This window comes from Corynebacterium sp. H128, from assembly GCF_037482625.1.
GTDB lineage: Bacteria > Actinomycetota > Actinomycetes > Mycobacteriales > Mycobacteriaceae > Corynebacterium.
Map to the genome: position 1 here is coordinate 130676 of NZ_JBBHKW010000004.1, position 17512 is coordinate 148187.

Here is a 17512-nt window from a genome sequence, read left to right on the forward strand (position 1 = left end):
CTGCCAATCCTAATTGCTCAGTCGGCTAAGCTCCGCATGCACGTCGATCAAGCGCCTCAACCACCAGTCCCTAGTCGCTGGGTCGGCCGCCAGCGCAGCAATCCGATCCGGATCTGGGGCTACCGGTGTGGCGCTCACGAATCCCTCGATGATGTCGCGCGGCGCTGCCACGTCTTCTAGGAACAATGTGGATGTACCGAGGCCCGCTGGCGCAGGTGGGACATGAATGAAGTCATCGTCGTCGTGAAGCGGGAGCGCCGCGACGGCCGCAATGCCAGCGTTCATGCCTACCGCTGTATCTAGGGCGCTGGAAACGGTGACATCCATTCCGTGGCGTTTCAGATGCGCCGCGATTTCGAGGAGGCGACGCACTCCTCCTAAGGGGGCAGCTTTAACCACGCCGACGTCGGCGGCCCGGGCTTCAAGAACCCGATAAGGATCCTCCGCCTTGCGGATAGATTCGTCCGCCGCGATGCGTTGGAAAATCCCTTGTCGGGTGAGCCTGCTGCGCAGCTCCGCCAATTCCCCCAGACTCGCACACGGTTGTTCCAGGTAGTCCAGCGGGCCGAGGGTCTTAGCGGCTTCTTCTGCCTCAGCAACCGTCCACCCCATGTTCGCGTCGACTCGAATCCGAGCTCCGGGGCGAGCATCACGCACTGCCTGCACTCGCGCGCAATCCTCCGCCAATGCCTGTCCTTGGTCGGCGACCTTCACTTTCACGGTCATGCAGCCGGGGTAACGCTCCAACAGCTCGGCGACTTGCTCAGGCGGGATAGCCGGGATCGTGGCATTGACTTCTACCTGATCCCTTAGGGCTGGTGGCGGCCCCTGGTAGGCCATCTCAAGGCCACAGGCCAACCAGCTTTTCGCTTCCGCTGCGGCGTACTCCTTAAAGGGGCTAAATTCGCCCCAGCCCGCGGGCCCTTCAATCAGCAAAGCTTCGCGGGTAGTGATTCCACGGAACGGCACACGCATGGGCAGTGACACGACGTGCACGCGATCGAGCAGCTCGGACAGGTCCGGAATCATAGTGTCGCTTTCCTTAGGTACTCCGCAGTGATGGTATCCGCCTTCACCATATCCGCTGGACTGCCGGAGAACACGATGCTGCCGCCGTCATGGCCTGCCGAGGGGCCAACATCGATGATGTGGTCAGCTGCAGCCATGACGGCCAGGTTGTGTTCAATCGCGATCACGGTTCGTCCGGATGCGACCAAGTCATGCATCATCGTTATAAGGGTTTCGGTATCTGCAAGGTGCAGTCCCGAAGTAGGTTCGTCGAGAACGATGATCGGGGCCTTTTCAGTCATTTTAGCCGCAAGCTTGAGGCGTTGGCGTTCCCCACCAGACAGGGTTGTCAATGGTTGACCAAGCTTAAGATAGGGCAGACCAACAGAAATGAGCCTCTTGAGAACCTTGTTCACCTCACCGGCGCGAAACATCTCCACGGCCTGAGCTACCGACATGTCAAGCACTTCCGAAATGTCTCGTCCGGCAACCTTGTACTGGAGCACTTCTTCCTTGAAACGCTTTCCCCCGCATTCCTCACAGGTAGTGGAAACGCCTGCTGTAAAGCTCAAGTCCACATACACCACACCCAACCCCTTACAAGTTGGGCAAGCGCCCTCCGAGTTAGCGGAAAACAGCGCAGGTTTGACACCGTTGTCCTTAGCAAACTTGGTCCGAATCTTGTCCAGAATTCCGGTGTAGGTGGCAGGGTTGGAGCGTCGCGAACCGCGGATCGCGGATTGATCCACCACAAGCACATCATTTCTCCCCGCCAGGGCGGCGGTTACGAGCGATGATTTTCCGGAACCCGCGACACCGGTAACCGCGGTGAGGACTTCGAGTGGGAACGTCACGTCAACATCGCGCACATTGTTTCGGGAGACATGCTCCACTGTGAGCTCTCCGGCAGCAACTCGTGGCTGCGCCAGTTCGAGGGAGGTATTGAGGTACTGCGCAGTGAGGGAATCAGACGTAGCCAGTTCTGCGGGAGTGCCATAAAACACGACGTTGCCACCATCGGTACCGGAGCCAGGGCCGATGTCAATAATATTGTCAGCAGCTTTGATCACCTCAGGCTTATGCTCCACCACAAGGACAGTGTTTCCTTTGTCTCGGATGTTATGCAGCAGGGAATTCATCCGAGCAATGTCGTGCGGGTGCAGCCCGATGGTGGGTTCGTCGAAGACGTAAGTGACGTCGGAAAGCGGGCTACCCAAATGCCTAATCATCTTCACCCGCTGAGCTTCGCCTCCAGAGAGGGTGCCCGCCTCTCGATCTAGCGATAGGTACCCCAAACCGATCTCAACCATGGAGCGCAAAATCCCGAGCAGGTTATCGCGGGCTGGTCCCACGGCGAGATCAAGGCCCGCAACGAATCCGGTCAGCTCGTCTACCTGCATCGCGGAAAGCTCGGCGATGGTCTTGCCGTGCACGGTTGCGGTGCGCGCCGCTAGCTTCAGGCGGGAACCGGCACAATCTGGGCAGGTGCTCGTGGTGGCAATATCGGCCACAAAATTCACAATCTGTTTCGCCTTTGGCGGATCCGGTCGGTCGATCCACAACCGGCGGACGCGAGTGATCAACCCTTCGTAAGTGACATTCTTTCCCTCTACCTTGATCTTCTGTTGCGGGGCATAGAGCAACAGGTCTCGGTCCTGCTCGCTAAAGTCCCTGATGGGGAGATCAGTCTTGAAAAGTCCGGTCTCACCATAGGTCTTCCAGTACCACTCCCCCACACTGTGGCCCGGGGCGCTGATAGCACCGTCCTGCAAGGACTTAGCTTCATCGATGATCTTTGATTCATCAAGCGTTGCCGCCTGACCGGAGCCTTCACAGCTTGGGCACCAACCATCGGGCAGGTTGAAAGAAAACGCACTCGAGGTTCCCACATGCGGCTCACTGAGGCGAGAAAACAGCAGTCGCAAGATCGCATGAGCGTCGGTCGCAGTGCCGACCGTCGAACGCGAATTTGCCCCCATGCGCTCTTGATCGATAACTATCGCTGGGCTGAGGTTTTCCAGGGAATCAACCTCAGGACGCGGCAGGGTCGGCATAAATCCCTGGATGAAAGTGGAGTAAGTTTCGTCGATTAGCCGGCGCGACTCCGCCGCTACAGTCCCGAACACCAAGCTCGATTTGCCGGAACCGGAGACACCGGTGAACACGTTCAGGCGACGCTTCGGGATGTCTACGTCCACATCTTTCAGGTTGTTTACCCTGGCACCACGCACTTTGATGATGTCGTGTTGGTCGGCTGGATGCGCATCTATTGTCATGTCCACCATTTTCACATGTTTTCAACTTCACACCCCGCACCACACCCGTTAAGGGGAATGAACTCCAACACCAACCTGGGGACATTGTTGAACAATACAGTCTAGTGGTCAAGATCTGCGCAGCTCCACAATCCTTTTTTAAATAACATCGTTGGAACTATTCAGGCAGCCCCGATCTGAAAGTAATAGCCCGGTGATACTGGTTACAGGCATCACGCAGCGTTCAGCGCAGATATCCGCCGAGCCGATGCCACGCGAAAAACGGGGGTTTCGCGTTGCTGCATCGTCGGCCGGCAGGCGAGATTGGGGGATTCGCCGGTTGACACACACTACCCGCGGGAGCATCCCCGCCTCGGATAGAGGGGGTCACGATGGCAGGGATGCTCCCGCGGCAAGCCAGGAACCTCCCTGACCTAAAGTGGACACCATGACAAGCAATCCTTTTGACCCGACCCAATGGCAGCCCGTAGCGGGCTTCGAGGACCTCACCGACATCACGTATCATCGCCATGTTGGCACGAAGCGTGCCGACGGCATCGTCCGCATTGCTTTTGACCGTCCCGAAGTGCGCAATGCTTTCCGCCCCCACACCGTGGACGAGCTCTACCGCGCACTTGACCACGCCCGGTGCACACCCGATATTGGCAGCATTCTCCTCACCGGCAATGGACCTTCTGAAAAGGATGGCGGCTGGGCATTTTGTTCCGGTGGTGACCAGCGCATTCGCGGCCGCTCCGGCTACCGCTACGCTAGTGGCGAGACCGCTGAAACTGTAGATGAGATGCGTACCAAGGCCGAAGGCGGCCGACTGCACATCCTTGAAGTGCAACGACTCATCCGCACGATGCCGAAGGTGGTTATCGCAGTGGTCAATGGCTGGGCGGCCGGCGGTGGACATTCACTCCACGTAGTGTGTGACCTCACCATCGCGTCCCGTGAGTATGCAAAGTTCAAGCAAACCGACGCTGATGTCGGATCCTTCGATGCCGGCTATGGATCCGCCTACTTGGCAAAGATGGTCGGGCAGAAGTTCGCCCGCGAGATCTTCTTCCTCGGCCGGACCTACGATGCTGAGACGATGCAGCGCATGGGCGCGGTCAACATCGTTGCCGATCACGCCGAACTGGAAGCTGAGGCAATCCAAGTTGCCCGCGAAATCAATGGCAAGTCCCCTACCGCCCAGCGCATGCTGAAGTTTGCTTTCAACCTCACCGATGACGGGCTCATGGGTCAGCAGGTGTTCGCAGGTGAGGCCACCCGCCTTGCCTACATGACCGATGAGGCCGTGGAAGGAAAGAACAGCTTCCTGGAGAAGCGGGATCCGGACTGGTCAGAGTTCCCTTACTACTATTAGTGCTTGGCGAGCGGACGGTGCGAACCTGCTGGGGGCTCCGTGCTTTTCGACGGCAAGTCCCCCTCCGCAATCTCAACTACAACTTCCTTTGAGGTTTCATCAGCCAGCTGCTCCCGGATTTCTTCGGCCTGCTCTTCAGTGAAATCGACCGACTCATCCTCGACCAGTTCCTGCGCAACATCCAGGACGATGGTCTCCCGCAGGGAGTCTTCCTCCGCAGGGGATTCTGCCACCACCTTCTTCAGCTTGCGGGCATGCTTCTTGGTGAACACTTTTCCTGGATGCAGCTTGCGCGCCACAAGGGAGCGCATGGTGTCACGACGCTCGATTTCAGCGTCGATGCGCGAGCGCCCGCGTGCATAGGCTGCCAGCAGCACCACAATAAGCAGTATGCCCAGGTAGCCGAGGAGCGGGTAGAGGAAGGAGACCAGAGTCTTAAAGCCGACGAAGCTGAGGACGAAGCCGATCAAGCTCATCGCGATGTACACCTTGAGGAAGTTCTCTGGCTTGTTGGCGGTGATGCGACGCGACATGGAGTAGAACATTCCGATAGCGGTGTTGTAGATCATGCCGTAGATGACCACTGCCATGATGTTGCCGAGCATCGGGTTGACGTGGTCAACCAACGCGAGGGTCGGCATGTCCTCTTTACCCACGATCGGCAGGGAAACCCACAGGGAGACAACCAGCCCAACCAGGAGGACGCCGTAGATCACGCCGCCGATGAGTCCGCCCCAACCAGCCGCTTTGGTGTCGTAGTGTGCGCCGCCGATAACGATGCACATAGAGGCACCCACGATGATGGTGAAGCCGACGTAGTTCGCGAAGGAGACCCACCAGTTCGGCAAGGCGGTTTCCACCTGCGCGGAGTACGGCTGGAGAGTACTGAGGTCCGCCGGAGCGTCGCGGAGCGCGAAGAACATGGCCAAGGCCAAGAAGATAATGATGAAGGGCGTGAAGGCGCCAATTACTTGGCTCACCTTGTCTACGTCGAGGAATCCGGTAGCAATCACCAATACCAACATGATGAGCGCGCCCGCCCACATCGGCAGTCCAAATTGCTGCTCCAAGTTGGCACCTGCACCTGCGAACATGACAAATCCGACCGAGAAGAGAGTGAGCATGATGCCGACGTCGAGAAGCCGAGCCAAAACCGGATAGGTCACCTTGTTAAAGACCGCCGTGTGCTCGTTCGCCAAGAAGAAGGAACCGAACTTCAGCACGATCATGCCGGTGATGGACAGCAGGATCGCTGCGATCACTGCGCCAGCAATGCCGTAGCCTCCGAAAGCCGCGAAGAACTGGATGGCTTCCTGCCCCGACGCGAAGCCGGCACCGACCACCACTCCAACGAATGCCATTGCAATACTAATGGACTTCTTAAGCACAACTATTCCTTTTGTAGGGTGACGTACAGATGTTCCGGACTTATCCGGACATTGCGCCACAGATCACATTCCACAATAGGATTAGCTATTTCCTCACGCACATTTGATACGTCACAAACAGGTAACGTACCTGGGGTTTTAGCTCGAACCGCCAGTTCCATTAGCTGGGCCAACGCTGGAAATTTCCTGCCTTTATAGGTCAAATTCACAAATGTTACCCAACGTTAACCGAAACAGTCCCTAGGTAGCTGCGAAGGACAATACAGCCACAGCCTAAACTTGGAGCGGTGAGCACCCAGATCCTCGAGCCCCTCGTCATCCCGGCAGACAATCCTCTCCCTGTTCTTGATGCCCTGGAAAGCGCCATCGCGGGTGAGCGATCGCTGCTGCCGCTGCCGGAGAAGGATCTTGGCAGGCAGGCGACGCTCCGGGCGTCGCAACGCGCTGGCGAAGCGATCACAGCTACCGCACTGGTCATGGCCACCTCCGGCAGCACAGGCGTGCCCAAGGGTGCCCAGCTGACCCCGGTGAACCTTGTCAGTTCGGCCGATGCGACCCACCAGTTCCTCGGGGGCGCGGGACAGTGGCACCTAGCTTTGCCGGCACACCACATCGCGGGCATTCAGGTACTGGTACGCAGCCTGATCGCTGGGATCGAACCCTCTTACCAGGATGTCAGCCAAGGTTTTGACCTCACCGACTTCGCCGTTGCAGCTGATGAACTCGCACGGACCGGGGACCGTAGCTATACCTCTCTGGTCCCGAATCAGCTCACCAAAGCAATGGAGCACCTCCAGGGCATCGAGGCACTGCGGCTTTTCGACGCGGTGCTGGTAGGGGGCGCGCCGGTGACCAAAGATACGCTGCGCGCGGCTCGCGAGCTGGGAATCAACGTGGTGACTACCTACGGATCCTCCGAGACTGCCGGGGGCTGCGTATACAACGGGCGCGCGATCCCCGGCGCGCACATCCGCCTCGTTGGCGAAAGGATTCACCTCGGTGGGCCGATGATCGCAGCAGGTTACCGGAACGCCCCGGATCATGAAGCCTTCGCCGAACCAGGCTGGTTTTCCACCTCGGACTCCGGAGTACTGGACAATGGCATTCTGAAAGTGACCGGGCGGCTCGATAATGCCATCATCACCGGCGGACTCAAGATCCACCCCGAGGTTGTGGAGGAAGCTCTGCTCAACGTTGCTGGAGTAACTGGCGCGTGTGTGGTGGGCGTGCCGGATGCGCGACTTGGTCAGCAAATCGTGGCAGCTTATACAGGCGACCTCTCCCCAGCCGGGGTGATTGAGGGACTCGATGACTTACAGCGCTGGCAACTGCCACGGCAGCTGCTCCACCTCGATGAGATGCCACTGATCGGGCCTGGCAAGGTGGACCGAAAGAAGGTCGAACGCCTGCTGGGTTAGTCCTCCTGCGCAGAGCTTTCGCGCAGCTGCTGTACGTCTTGCTCCGTGTACACCTTTTTGATCTGCTCATCATTGCCACCCATCAGGGTGTTTCCCACTACTAGCGCCCCAACCTGTGTGGACGGGATGACTGCGAAGTGGCGCGGCTGGGCGTACACCTGACGAATTGGGTGCCCTGAGCGTAGCGCGCAAACATGCAGCCACACATCATCAGCGCGTGGGGTGAGCTTCATGAACTCATCGCCCTTGTCGACGACATAAGAGATGAACGTCGGCGGATAGAGCACACCCGACACTCCGGTAGCAAAATGCAGGTAGCTAGCGTTGCACGTGTCTACAGCACTCCATTTTGCGTAGGGCATCATTGCGCCATCTCGCAGTTCAATGCGGTGCGCCCGGTAAGCGATCACCACGTCATTGCGCAGCTCGCCGATGAACAGCAGGTTTTGCAAAAACCATTCGGGGTAGATCATGTCGTCGTCGACTGTCGCGACGAGCTTGCCACTACCGACTACTTCGCGAAACTGCCCCCAGTACTTAGTGTGCGGCCCATAACGCCCATCCGAGCACTTGACCTGCAGTCCACGCTTAATCAGGCGCTGCAGGGATTCGGGGTACTCGCTATGAAAGTCAGGCTCGTCGAGCCACAGCACTATCGGGGCTTTCACATAGCCCCGAGCGATCGACTCCAGCGTCAGATACACCTTGCTGAGTCGCCTGCCATGCGTGGTCAAAGAAATGATGACCTCGCCTTCCTGCGGGATCCTAGTGCGGGAAAGATGATTCGCGAGCCACAGCGGAATGATGCGGAAACACGTCAGGAAAAAGCTGGCAATCTGCCCAACTACGTATCCAACCCACATCATTACTGGCGCCACGTCCTTTAACTGTTTTTAGTGCTGATATTTTTCTCACCCTACCGCTTTGACTCGAAACCCACCCCTCAACGCTGCCTGGCTGCCAGGGGGCAGGCATGATAGAAGCCATGCATGATTCTCATTCCGCAACCGCTTCCGACTGGTGGGAAGCCGCCCGCCCGCACACGTGGGCTAATGCGTTTGCGCCGGTCATCGCCGGTTCCGGCGCTGCTGCCTACCATGGGGGTTTCAGTTGGTGGCGGGCGCTGCTCGCAGCTGTGGTGTCCTGGGCGCTTATCATCGGTGTGAATTACGCCAATGATTACTCTGATGGCATCAAAGGCACCGATGAAGACCGCACTGGCCCGTTACGGCTGACAGGTTCCGGGCTAGCGGCGCCGGCCTCCGTTAAGCGCGCGGCTTTTCTCTCCTTCGGCGTCGCCGCGGTTGCTGGAATTGCGTTGTCGCTGGCTTCAGCATGGTGGTTCATCCTTATCGGCGCGCTGTGCATTGTGGCTGCCTGGTTCTACACCGGCGGGAAGAACCCCTATGGTTACCGGGGCCTCGGCGAGGTGGCGGTGTTTACGTTCTTCGGTCTGGTGGCGGTGTGCGGTACGGAGTTCACCCAGGCGGGCCGCGTCAGTTGGGCTGGCTTTGCGACGTCGATTGCCGTCGGAGCCATCTCTGCGGCCGTCAACTTGGCCAACAATCTGCGCGACATCCCTTCGGACACCGAGGCCGGCAAGATTACGCTCGCCGTCCGCCTCGGGGATGCGGGAACGCGGAGGCTGTGGCTCTTTCTCGCGAGCTTGCCTTTGCTCGCTTCGGTAGTTCTGGCCGCATTAGCCACCCCGTGGGCATTGGCCGGAGTGTTGGCATTTGCCCTATTGATCCCGGCCTCGCAGCCCATCCGCTCGGGAGCAACGGGCCCCGCCTTGATTCCCGTTTTAGGCCTCACGGGCCGGGCAATGCTGGCTTGGTCAGTGTTGACCGGGTTGGCGTTAGCGTTCGGATAGTTCCTTTTTCACCCAAGCTTTGTGCGCTTTCCGCTGGGTATCCCACTGCGCGATTTCATCGTTGACACGTAGTCGCAGGTTCTTGAATACGAACATGGACAGCGGAAATGCCAGCAAGAGGCCCAGCAGGGAGGAAATTAGCAGCGGGACAGGCGCTCCGATAAAGTAGGCCGTGTATTGAATAATAAGGGTGAGCACGACGAACAGCGCCAGGCGTGCAAGCCCATATAGTGCGATGTCTCGCCAGGCTCGGTTGCGCAAATCCCTGTCGAGAGTTGGCTCTCCGGTTGTGGATCTTTCTTCTGCAGTCACAGCTTTGACCATACTAGAGGCGCGGTAGGGAGTTATCCGATGGGACGTCTGTTACTTTTCCTTTTGATCGTGGCTGCCGTCGTGCTGCTATGGAAGGCCTTCGCTCCTACCGCTTTGGGTGGTGCGCAGCAGCGTCCGCAGCCTCCGATGATTAAGGGCCCGGACGACGATGAAGACTTCCTATGGCGTTTGGAAAAGGAGCGCTTTAAGCAGCGCCGCGAAGAAGAGCGTCGGCGTGAAAAGGAACAACGCCCGGAAGATGAGCGCGAACCTTAGATCCTGCTTGATCGATTCTTTTTCGCAGACATTTCCACAGTAGGATCTAAATATGACAACACTGGCTACCGCCATGAATCCGCTCAATACCACTAACAATGTTGGTGAGCTTCGCCCAGTGTCTGATAACCCTGACTTCGACCACATCGTGGACGTGTTTAAGGCGCTGGCTGACCCCACTCGACTCCGACTCCTCCACCTGGTGGCCCAAAAGGGGTGTGAAAACGTGTGCGGCCTGGAGCTTTCCGAGGCTCTCGGGGTATCCGCACCGACCGTCACGCATCACATGAAGAAGCTCATCGCGGTCAATTTGGTCAAGCGTGAACAACAGGGCAAGTGGGCGCAATACAGCGTCAACGAGCGACTATTCACGTGCATTGAGACCCTTGCCTCAGACATTATCAAGTAGGCCACTTCACTAGTTCGAGTGTTCTATTCGAGTGCGTTTACCGCTTTCCACCAAATCTGTTTTAGCTCTTGTGTTCTATATTTTTTGAGGTAAAATAGGAGGTAGAACAGGGGGAAAGCATGAGCCATATCGTTTCGGCAGCAGCGGCTATTGATGCAGCGCTTAACGACGCCACCGACCTTTCCAACTTCCCTGATCTCATTGACCTGAAGGAAAAAATTGCACGACTGGAAACACAGTTAGCACGGGGTCATGAGGTGCACGAGCTCTGCAGCGCGGGAGTCCCGAGAGATCAAGCCCGGGTAATTGTGCTGCGCTCGGAGCATGATTGGCGAGACAGCGTTCCAGTAGCCCACCAGGACAACATCCTCGGCGCCCTCCAGCAGCTATCTGCAGCCTCCACCCGCAGAGATGCCATCTACGAGTTGGCAGCCGATGCGGCAGAAGACTACAGCCCGTGGCAAACACTCAAATACACGCGTGAGCTCGTCCGCCGGGAAAATGAACGCCTGTCCAAGGATCCCTTTGAGGCAGTTCGGCAACGCAAGCTGCGGCTCCATTCACAGGACGAGCACGGGGGATGCCGGTTGAACGGCTACCTGCCTGCAGCTCCCGCGGCCTTGATGCGCTCGCTGATGGACATCGCTTTCAAGCATGCCGCCGACCACAGTGACGCGGATGATCTACGTACTATAGATCAACGCAACGCTGATGCTTTCGCCGAAGTACTCAAGATGGCCAGCAGCAAGCGAATCTCCGACACTGGGCACGCTTCCCTCATTATTTCGGCGACCACTTCGGACGAGATGGATTGGCGTACCAAGTTCGCCACGAACACTGACATTGATCTCTCGCTCTTCGACATCGAAATGCTCGCTGGCGACCGGGTCTCCGATTACATCGTTGTCCATGACGCTAAGGGAGCCGCAGGCACCCTCTACTACTGTGGCCGGCACGCAAATTTCTGGCAGCGGATCGCGCTGATCGCCCAAGAGTTGGTCTGCCAATACCCCGGCTGCGATGTGCACGCCGGTAGATGCGATGTCCACCATGTTCACCCTTGGTCGAAGAACCGGCGTACCGACCTCAACAACCTTGCCCTGCTCTGCCGCAAACACCACCGCCTTGTCGACGACGACTGGTTCGGAGCCCATATTGAAAAATGGAGCGGCCAATCACACTGGGTGGATGAAAACGGCCAGTGGAACCGGAACAATTCCCCTGCGGCGAACCGCGCCGCCGGCAGCCGAATCAGGAGCGATTGAGCACCTGTAGCAGATAGTCCCCATACCCTGAGGACTGGAGTTCCCGTGCCCGCTCCTGCAGCTGCGCATCGGTGATGTACCCCATGTGCCACGCCACTTCTTCTGGTGCGCTGATCTTAAGTCCCTGTCGCTGTTCAATGGCCCGAACATAGTCCCCCGCAGCCATCAGCATATCCACCGTTCCGGTGTCCAACCACGCCGTACCACGCGGCAGCACCTGCACCTGCAGCTTGCCCCGTTCCAAGTAGACATTGTTGATGTCCGTGATCTCTAGTTCCCCGCGCGCGCTCGGTTCCAGTGTCCGCGCGATCTCCACCACGTCATTGTCATAGAAATACAGACCTGGAACCGCATAGTTGGATTTCGGATCAGCTGGTTTTTCCTCCAAGCCAGTCGCCCGACCGTGCTCATCAAAGGACACCACGCCATAGGCGCTTGGGTCTGCGACCCAATAAGCAAAGATTGCCCCACCATCGATGTGTTCGAAGCGTCGCAACTGCGTGCCCAGGCCCGGCCCATAGAAGATGTTGTCCCCAAGCACCAGCGCCACTGAATCATCACCGACGTGTTCAGCGCCCAAGATGAAAGCTTCCGCCAAGCCACGCGGAGCATCCTGTGTTTTGAAGGTCAAGCGGATGCCGAACTGGGAGCCGTCGCCAAGCAAGCGCTCAAACTGGGGGAGATCCTCCGGCGTGGTGATGATCAAAATGTCCTGGATGCCGGCCAGCATCAGTGTGGACAAGGGATAGTAGATCATCGGCTTGTCGTAGACGGGAACCAGTTGCTTAGAAACCCCGAGGGTAATCGGGCGCAACCGGGAGCCAGTGCCGCCGGCGAGAATTATGCCCTTCACGCGCCGGCTTCCATGTTGGCGAGCGCCCAACCGTCACGCAGCATGTTTTCGTATTCCTCGCATGCCTCAAAGGACGGCAGCGGAGCATCCGCAAGGGCGGGCGCGGTCTTGTCTTTCTCGGAAAGGATATAGTCCGCCTCCGGCCACTCAACCCCGACGGTCGGGTCGAAGGGATCGAAACCGTGCTCCGTGTTCGGGCGGTACTCCGCCGAGGTCAGGTACGCGACGGTGGAATCCTCCAGTGCCAAGAAGCCGTGGGCGATGCCGACCGGCAGGTAAAGGCTCTTGCGGTTCGCAGCGGTCAGCTCCACGGCCGCCCACTTCAGGTAGGTGGGCGAGCCGACACGCACGTCCACCGCCACGTCGAGGATCGCGCCGCTCAGGCAGGAGACAAACTTCGCCTGCCCCGGCGGTACGTCGGCGAAGTGGAACCCGCGCAGCACGCCCTTCTTGGAGGTGGAGATGTTGGACTGTTGTAGATCAAAGGGGAATCCCAACGCTTCCTCGAACTCCGACGCCTTGAACCATTCGTTAAAGGCGCCCCGCTCATCGACGATGACCTTCGGCTCGGAGACGAATAGGCCGGGGATATCTGCAATCGCGCGCAACATGGGTCTTAGTCTAATACGCGCTCAATCTTCGCGTAGGCCTGCTCTGCCTCCGCACGCGAACCGGCCCACCAGGTCGGGTTATCCCGGTACCAATCAATGGTCTCCGCTAGGCCTTCCGCGAAAGACCGCTCCGCTCGCCACCCGAGAGCCCGCGTAGAAGAAGGATCAATTGCATATCGTCGGTCATGCCCCGGCCGGTCACTCACGTGTACAAAATCGCCGGATTCCCGCCCGAAAGCTGCATTCAATGCTTCTACGACCTGCCTGTTGGAGCGTTCCCCATCAGCACCAATGAGATATGTCGAGCCGATTTCACCCTGCTCAATGATGTGCCACACGGCATCGTTGTGGTCATCCACATGGATCCAGTCCCGGACGTTGCAGCCGTCGCCATACAGCCGAGGCTTTTCTCCGGCCAATAGTCCAAGGATCTGCCGCGGAATGAACTTCTCCGGGTGCTGACGCGGGCCATAGTTATTGGAGCAGTTGGAAATCGTCGCCGCCAGCCCAAACGACCGCACGAACGCCCGCACCAGGTGATCGCTGGCAGCCTTCGAAGCCGAATAAGGGCTACTCGGGTTATAGGGTGTGGTCGGGGTGAAGCGGGCTGGATCGTCGAGAGCCAGGTCGCCGAAGACTTCATCCGTGGAGATGTGGTGGAAACGGACGTCGTAACGCGCGGCGGCCTGCAGCAGGTTCGCGGTGCCTTCGACGTTGGTCTTGATGAACTTCATCGGGTCCCGCAGGGAATTGTCGTTGTGGCTTTCGGCAGCGAAGTGCACCACTAGGTCGGCGCGAGCAAGTAGCTTATCGACGTCCGAAGTGATGTCCCCTTTCACAACCTCAATATCCAGACCGTCCAGGTTCGCAGGATTGGCTGCATAGGTAAAGGCATCCAGGACCGTAACGTTCGCGTCTGGGCGCTGGGCCAGAGTGCGGTGAACAAAATTGGATCCGATGAAGCCGGCGCCGCCGGTAACCACTATGCGCATGGCTACCTAGTGTAATGAACCATCAATGTTCAGCGGTCTGCGCCGCGGCTTTGGACTTCGCGCCAACAGAATAGCGCAGTAACGCTGACAAGCAGCAGACTCTTGATAAGAATCAGGGAGACGTTCCCCTGATTTTCCAGATCCATGACTGTGCTTAACAAGATCAACGTCATTTTAGAAACAAAATGGAGCACAGTAGAAGCAGCAATTCCTTGCGAGAACATCGCTACCAGCGCAAAGCACAAACCCGAAGTTAGATAGCCCAGCCAAGGTACGACGTTGCTTGGCGCGTGGATAAGGGCAAAGAGTGGCACAGGAAGAAGGAACGCCACCCACCGGTTAGATGTCCAGTATCCGATGACCTGAAGACTAGCTCCTCCGCCCATGCCATCACTGGGGCAGATAACAGGGTCAGCGCAAGTAAACCTACCTCCGGAGTTTCGGAAGGATCAAAAGCAATTGCGCACCCAACATAAACGAGCACTGCGACCGGCAGAGTCACTGTAAGAGCGCGGAGCGCTGCTCGCCAGTTGAAGCGACCGGTGATGTCGAGGAGCTGCCGAACTTTCCTACCGCCACCGAGACGTGTGGCTAAGTAGAGTGCAGGAAGGAAAGCGATGAAGGCCGTCCATGCACTGACCTGGTCAGACCATTGCGCCTCTATAGATCAAGCGTGATCATCAAGCCAAAAAAGAAAATCAGGAAACTGAAAACTAAAATCGCGCCTTCAGCGATGCTTCTTCGGCGCGGGGAATCCGTGGACCGCCGTGCAAGTAGGTGAAAACTAGTCAGTCAGTAGACATGGGTACGAATTTTAGCAGCGGTGCACCAGTCCCGCCGCCCCGGCTGTGTCGCTAGTTTAGCCCTGCGTAGGAGTGCAGGCCGGACACGACCATGTTGATGAAGAAGAGATTGAACACCATCATGCCGAAGGCCACGATGTTGATCCACGCTACGGCAGTGTTCTTCCAGCCGGAGGTCGCACGGGCGTGGAGGTAGGCGGCATAGAGGATCCAGGTGACCAGGGAGATGGTCTCCTTGGGGTCCCAGCCCCAGAAACGCCCCCAGGCAGATTCCGCCCAGATGGCACCCAGGCAGACACCAAGGCCGAATATCGGAAGCGCCCAGACTGCGGCTTTGTAGGCGAGGCCGTCAAGAGTCTTCGCCGATGGCAGCGGACGCACAATCGCACCGAAGAAACCCTTTTCCGAGCCTTTCGGCTGATACATACGCAGCACGTAAAGCAAGGACGCCATGCCGGAGATCATGCCCACACCAGCGCCGATGGACACTGTGGAGACGTGGATCGGGAACCAGAAGGATTGTAGTGCGGGGACAACTGGCGCAGATTCCGCGTAGAGCTTCATGCCACCGTAGAACAGCAATGCAATGACCGGGGTGAGCACCCACGGCCACATAGCTCGTAGCTCGCGCCGTTGAATCACCCAGGCAGCGATGGACATGGCAACGAGGGTCACCATCGCGACGTACTCATACAGGTTGCCGAAAGGGAAACGGGAGGCGGACATCCCGCGCAGCACCACCGAGGCAGCGTGGATAATAATAGCCAGCCAGATCAGGGACTGGGTCATACCCGCAAACTTCTCAGCCGAAGGATTAGGCTGCTGCTTTTCGACGCCCGTGGCCACATTGGGCCCACCGGAGCCAACCAGCTCACGCGCAGGCTCATCTCTAAGCAGTACCTGGGACTGCTTCACGTAGTAGACGATAGACATGAGCAGGGCAAACACATAGACAACGAAGGCTGTCCTGAAGCTCATGTTTGAAAAATTGGCGAACGTCTGATTGACCGGCATGTCGTCTTCTTTCTCCCTAATCCAACTTTCGATGGATACGCAAACCATACAGGTCAGCATGGCGGCGGTTCAAGTTCTATTCCACATCCGGCTCCGGCAATCCCAGCAATGTGCGATGAATACGGTCATACTCGTCGCCCCAACCTGCGCGGTCGGTGCGGGCTAGGCCGGCGGTCTCAATCAAGGTGCCCGAACCAGACTCGGACAGGCGCACCCAGATGCGACGGCGCTTCACGAACAGCGAGCCGACCAATCCGCCGAGCGTAATCAGGGTGGTCACCAGCACCCAAAGTTGGGTGGGATCGTGGCTGATCTGCAGGTTGGCAAACTCGTTGGCGCCTTCGAACTTCACCACGGTGCCGTCGTCAAGCGTCACAGTCTCGCCGACCGCCATATTGACGCGTTCAATTTTCTGCAGCGCACCGGTGTGCAGCAGCGTCGGGTCGAGGGAAAATAGGGACTGCCCACGGCCGGAGTCGAGGCCTGCATCGCCACGGTAGATGTCGATGGCAACGGCTGGGTCCTTCATCGCTGGGTACGCCGAGGACAATAGTTGTCCGGTCTCCCCTGTCCACTGTGCGGTAGGGGCGAACAAGCCCTGGATCGCGATGCCCTTGTTGCGACGCTCCTGCAGATCTGGGTACATACCCGCCGGCGGGTCGAAGCGCATGACGCCGGAGGACAGGAAGAACGTCGGATCATCTGGCCGGAACTGGATCATCTGGGTGCGGGTTTCACCATTGGGCCAGGTGACGGTGAATTTAGGAGCAAAACCGTGACCCTGCAGGTAAACGCGGTCGCCGCCGATGCGCAGGGGATGGTTCACCCGCATGGTGTATTCATCCCATTCGGAATGGGGTTTGAACATGTCATCGCCCACCGCATAGTCCACGTTGGAGGTGAACATCTTGGCTTGGCCGTTCGGCAGATAGTCTGCCGTGAAATCCTTAACGTTTACGCAGTAGGGGTTGAGCTTGGTGCCGTCGACAAGCGTGCCGGCACGGAAGGAGTCAAAGTTCGCGACGGCAGTGTTGCAGAACTCGGAGTTTTCCGCGCCCGCCACCACGATGGCCTGGCCTTCGTAGTACACCATTTTGCCTGCACCGATCGTGGCCAAAACTCCCACGAGGCCGAGGTGGAAAACCAGGTTGAATAGCTCGCGCGCGTAGCCCCGTTCTGCGGCGAAGGAACGCTTGCCGTCGCGATCTTCCGCGGCGGAGTACTCGGCCACTCGCCAACCCTTGAGCGTGGCACGGACCTCGTCCGATACCTGCGCTAGCGACTTATCGACGACGCCTGCCCCATGATGCGGTAGCCGCTCCAAATTCTTCGGCGCGCGAATCGGCTGCGTTTTCCACGCCTTGTAATGCTCCCAAGAGCGCGGCAAGATACAGCCGATCAGAGAGACAAATAGCAGCACATAGATGGCCGTGAACCAGGTGGAGGAGAAAACGTCGAAGAGCTGTAGCTTGTCATACCACTGTGCGAGCTGGCCGTTGGCCTGGATGTAGTCATTGACCTTGGATTCGTTCAGGGAACGCTGCGGCAACAAGGCGCCGGGGATGGCGCCGATGGCGAGGACGAACAGCAACGTCAGCGCGGTGCGCATGCTGGTCAGCCAGCGCCACGCCAGCAACGGAATTCTCTTGAACATGTGACT

17 protein-coding genes are annotated in these 17512 nt (G+C 58.3%); 6 read left to right on the top strand and 11 right to left on the bottom strand.

What is annotated here, in order from left to right; all coding sequences use genetic code 11:
• Nucleotides 1-9: 9 nt before the first annotated feature.
• Both WG915_RS05375 and WG915_RS05380 read right to left on the bottom strand, forming a co-directional pair.
• Entirely contained in the window at nucleotides 10-1029 is a 1020-nt protein-coding gene (locus tag WG915_RS05375; RefSeq protein ID WP_339564348.1) for an o-succinylbenzoate synthase, read from the bottom strand.
• Nucleotides 1026-3284 (bottom strand): excinuclease ABC subunit UvrA, encoded by a 2259-nt coding sequence (locus tag WG915_RS05380; RefSeq protein WP_339564349.1) that lies wholly within the window; start codon nucleotides 3282-3284, stop codon nucleotides 1026-1028. The genes WG915_RS05375 and WG915_RS05380 overlap by 4 nt, the downstream gene beginning before the upstream one ends.
• 427 nt (nucleotides 3285-3711) lie before the next feature.
• Between WG915_RS05380 and WG915_RS05385 the strand changes: the two genes are divergently transcribed.
• Nucleotides 3712-4638, top strand: coding sequence for a 1,4-dihydroxy-2-naphthoyl-CoA synthase (locus WG915_RS05385; protein WP_339564350.1), 927 nt, complete (start codon nucleotides 3712-3714; stop codon nucleotides 4636-4638).
• Here the strand turns inward: WG915_RS05385 and WG915_RS05390 are convergent.
• Entirely contained in the window at nucleotides 4635-6026 is a 1392-nt protein-coding gene (locus WG915_RS05390) for a YkvI family membrane protein (RefSeq protein WP_339564351.1), read from the bottom strand. The genes WG915_RS05385 and WG915_RS05390 overlap by 4 nt on opposite strands.
• Nucleotides 6027-6313: 287 nt before the next feature.
• Between WG915_RS05390 and menE the strand changes: the two genes are divergently transcribed.
• Complete coding sequence (gene menE, locus WG915_RS05395; protein WP_339564352.1) at nucleotides 6314-7444, top strand: o-succinylbenzoate--CoA ligase; 1131 nt, start codon at nucleotides 6314-6316, stop codon at nucleotides 7442-7444.
• On the opposite strand, the gene WG915_RS05400 is transcribed toward menE, so the two are convergent.
• Complete coding sequence (locus tag WG915_RS05400) at nucleotides 7441-8307, bottom strand: glycosyltransferase (protein ID WP_339564421.1); 867 nt, start codon at nucleotides 8305-8307, stop codon at nucleotides 7441-7443. The two genes, menE and WG915_RS05400, sit on opposite strands and share 4 nt — an antisense overlap.
• 122 nt (nucleotides 8308-8429) lie before the next feature.
• Between WG915_RS05400 and WG915_RS05405 the strand changes: the two genes are divergently transcribed.
• On the top strand, nucleotides 8430-9317 hold the full coding sequence (locus tag WG915_RS05405) for a 1,4-dihydroxy-2-naphthoate polyprenyltransferase (RefSeq protein WP_339564353.1): 888 nt from the start codon (nucleotides 8430-8432) through the stop codon (nucleotides 9315-9317).
• On the opposite strand, the gene WG915_RS05410 is transcribed toward WG915_RS05405, so the two are convergent.
• Entirely contained in the window at nucleotides 9303-9629 is a 327-nt protein-coding gene (locus tag WG915_RS05410; RefSeq protein WP_445227781.1) for a DUF4229 domain-containing protein, read from the bottom strand. The genes WG915_RS05405 and WG915_RS05410 overlap by 15 nt on opposite strands.
• A 39-nt stretch (nucleotides 9630-9668) precedes the next feature.
• Between WG915_RS05410 and WG915_RS05415 the strand changes: the two genes are divergently transcribed.
• The 3 genes from WG915_RS05415 to WG915_RS05425 all read left to right on the top strand — a co-directional run bounded on the left by WG915_RS05415 (nucleotide 9669) and on the right by WG915_RS05425 (nucleotide 11579).
• A complete protein-coding gene (locus tag WG915_RS05415; protein WP_339564355.1) occupies nucleotides 9669-9905 on the top strand; it encodes a hypothetical protein in 237 nt (78 codons plus the stop codon).
• Between the two features lie 52 nt (nucleotides 9906-9957).
• Nucleotides 9958-10314: an ArsR/SmtB family transcription factor gene (locus WG915_RS05420; RefSeq protein WP_339564356.1), complete on the top strand. Its 357-nt coding sequence runs from the start codon at nucleotides 9958-9960 to the stop codon at nucleotides 10312-10314.
• 119 nt (nucleotides 10315-10433) lie between these two features.
• A complete protein-coding gene (locus WG915_RS05425; protein WP_339564357.1) occupies nucleotides 10434-11579 on the top strand; it encodes an HNH endonuclease signature motif containing protein in 1146 nt (381 codons plus the stop codon).
• On the opposite strand, the gene rfbA is transcribed toward WG915_RS05425, so the two are convergent.
• The 6 genes from rfbA to WG915_RS05450 form a co-directional block, all read right to left on the bottom strand.
• A complete protein-coding gene (rfbA, locus tag WG915_RS05430; protein ID WP_339564358.1) occupies nucleotides 11566-12432 on the bottom strand; it encodes a glucose-1-phosphate thymidylyltransferase RfbA in 867 nt (288 codons plus the stop codon). The genes WG915_RS05425 and rfbA overlap by 14 nt on opposite strands.
• The gene (gene rfbC / locus WG915_RS05435) at nucleotides 12429-13043 is read right to left on the bottom strand and encodes a dTDP-4-dehydrorhamnose 3,5-epimerase (protein WP_339564359.1); all 615 of its coding nucleotides are present in this window, start codon (nucleotides 13041-13043) and stop codon (nucleotides 12429-12431) included. The genes rfbA and rfbC overlap by 4 nt, the downstream gene beginning before the upstream one ends.
• Before the next feature lie 5 nt (nucleotides 13044-13048).
• Nucleotides 13049-14035: a dTDP-glucose 4,6-dehydratase gene (gene rfbB, locus WG915_RS05440; RefSeq protein WP_339564360.1), complete on the bottom strand. Its 987-nt coding sequence runs from the start codon at nucleotides 14033-14035 to the stop codon at nucleotides 13049-13051.
• A 29-nt stretch (nucleotides 14036-14064) separates the two neighbouring features.
• Nucleotides 14065-14421, bottom strand: coding sequence for a CPBP family intramembrane glutamic endopeptidase (locus tag WG915_RS11590; protein WP_445227782.1), 357 nt, complete (start codon nucleotides 14419-14421; stop codon nucleotides 14065-14067).
• Between the two features lie 468 nt (nucleotides 14422-14889).
• Nucleotides 14890-15852: a c-type cytochrome biogenesis protein CcsB gene (gene ccsB / locus WG915_RS05445; protein ID WP_339564361.1), complete on the bottom strand. Its 963-nt coding sequence runs from the start codon at nucleotides 15850-15852 to the stop codon at nucleotides 14890-14892.
• Between the two features lie 76 nt (nucleotides 15853-15928).
• On the bottom strand, nucleotides 15929-17506 hold the full coding sequence (locus tag WG915_RS05450; RefSeq protein WP_339564362.1) for a cytochrome c biogenesis protein ResB: 1578 nt from the start codon (nucleotides 17504-17506) through the stop codon (nucleotides 15929-15931).
• Between the last annotated feature and the right edge of the window lie 6 nt (nucleotides 17507-17512).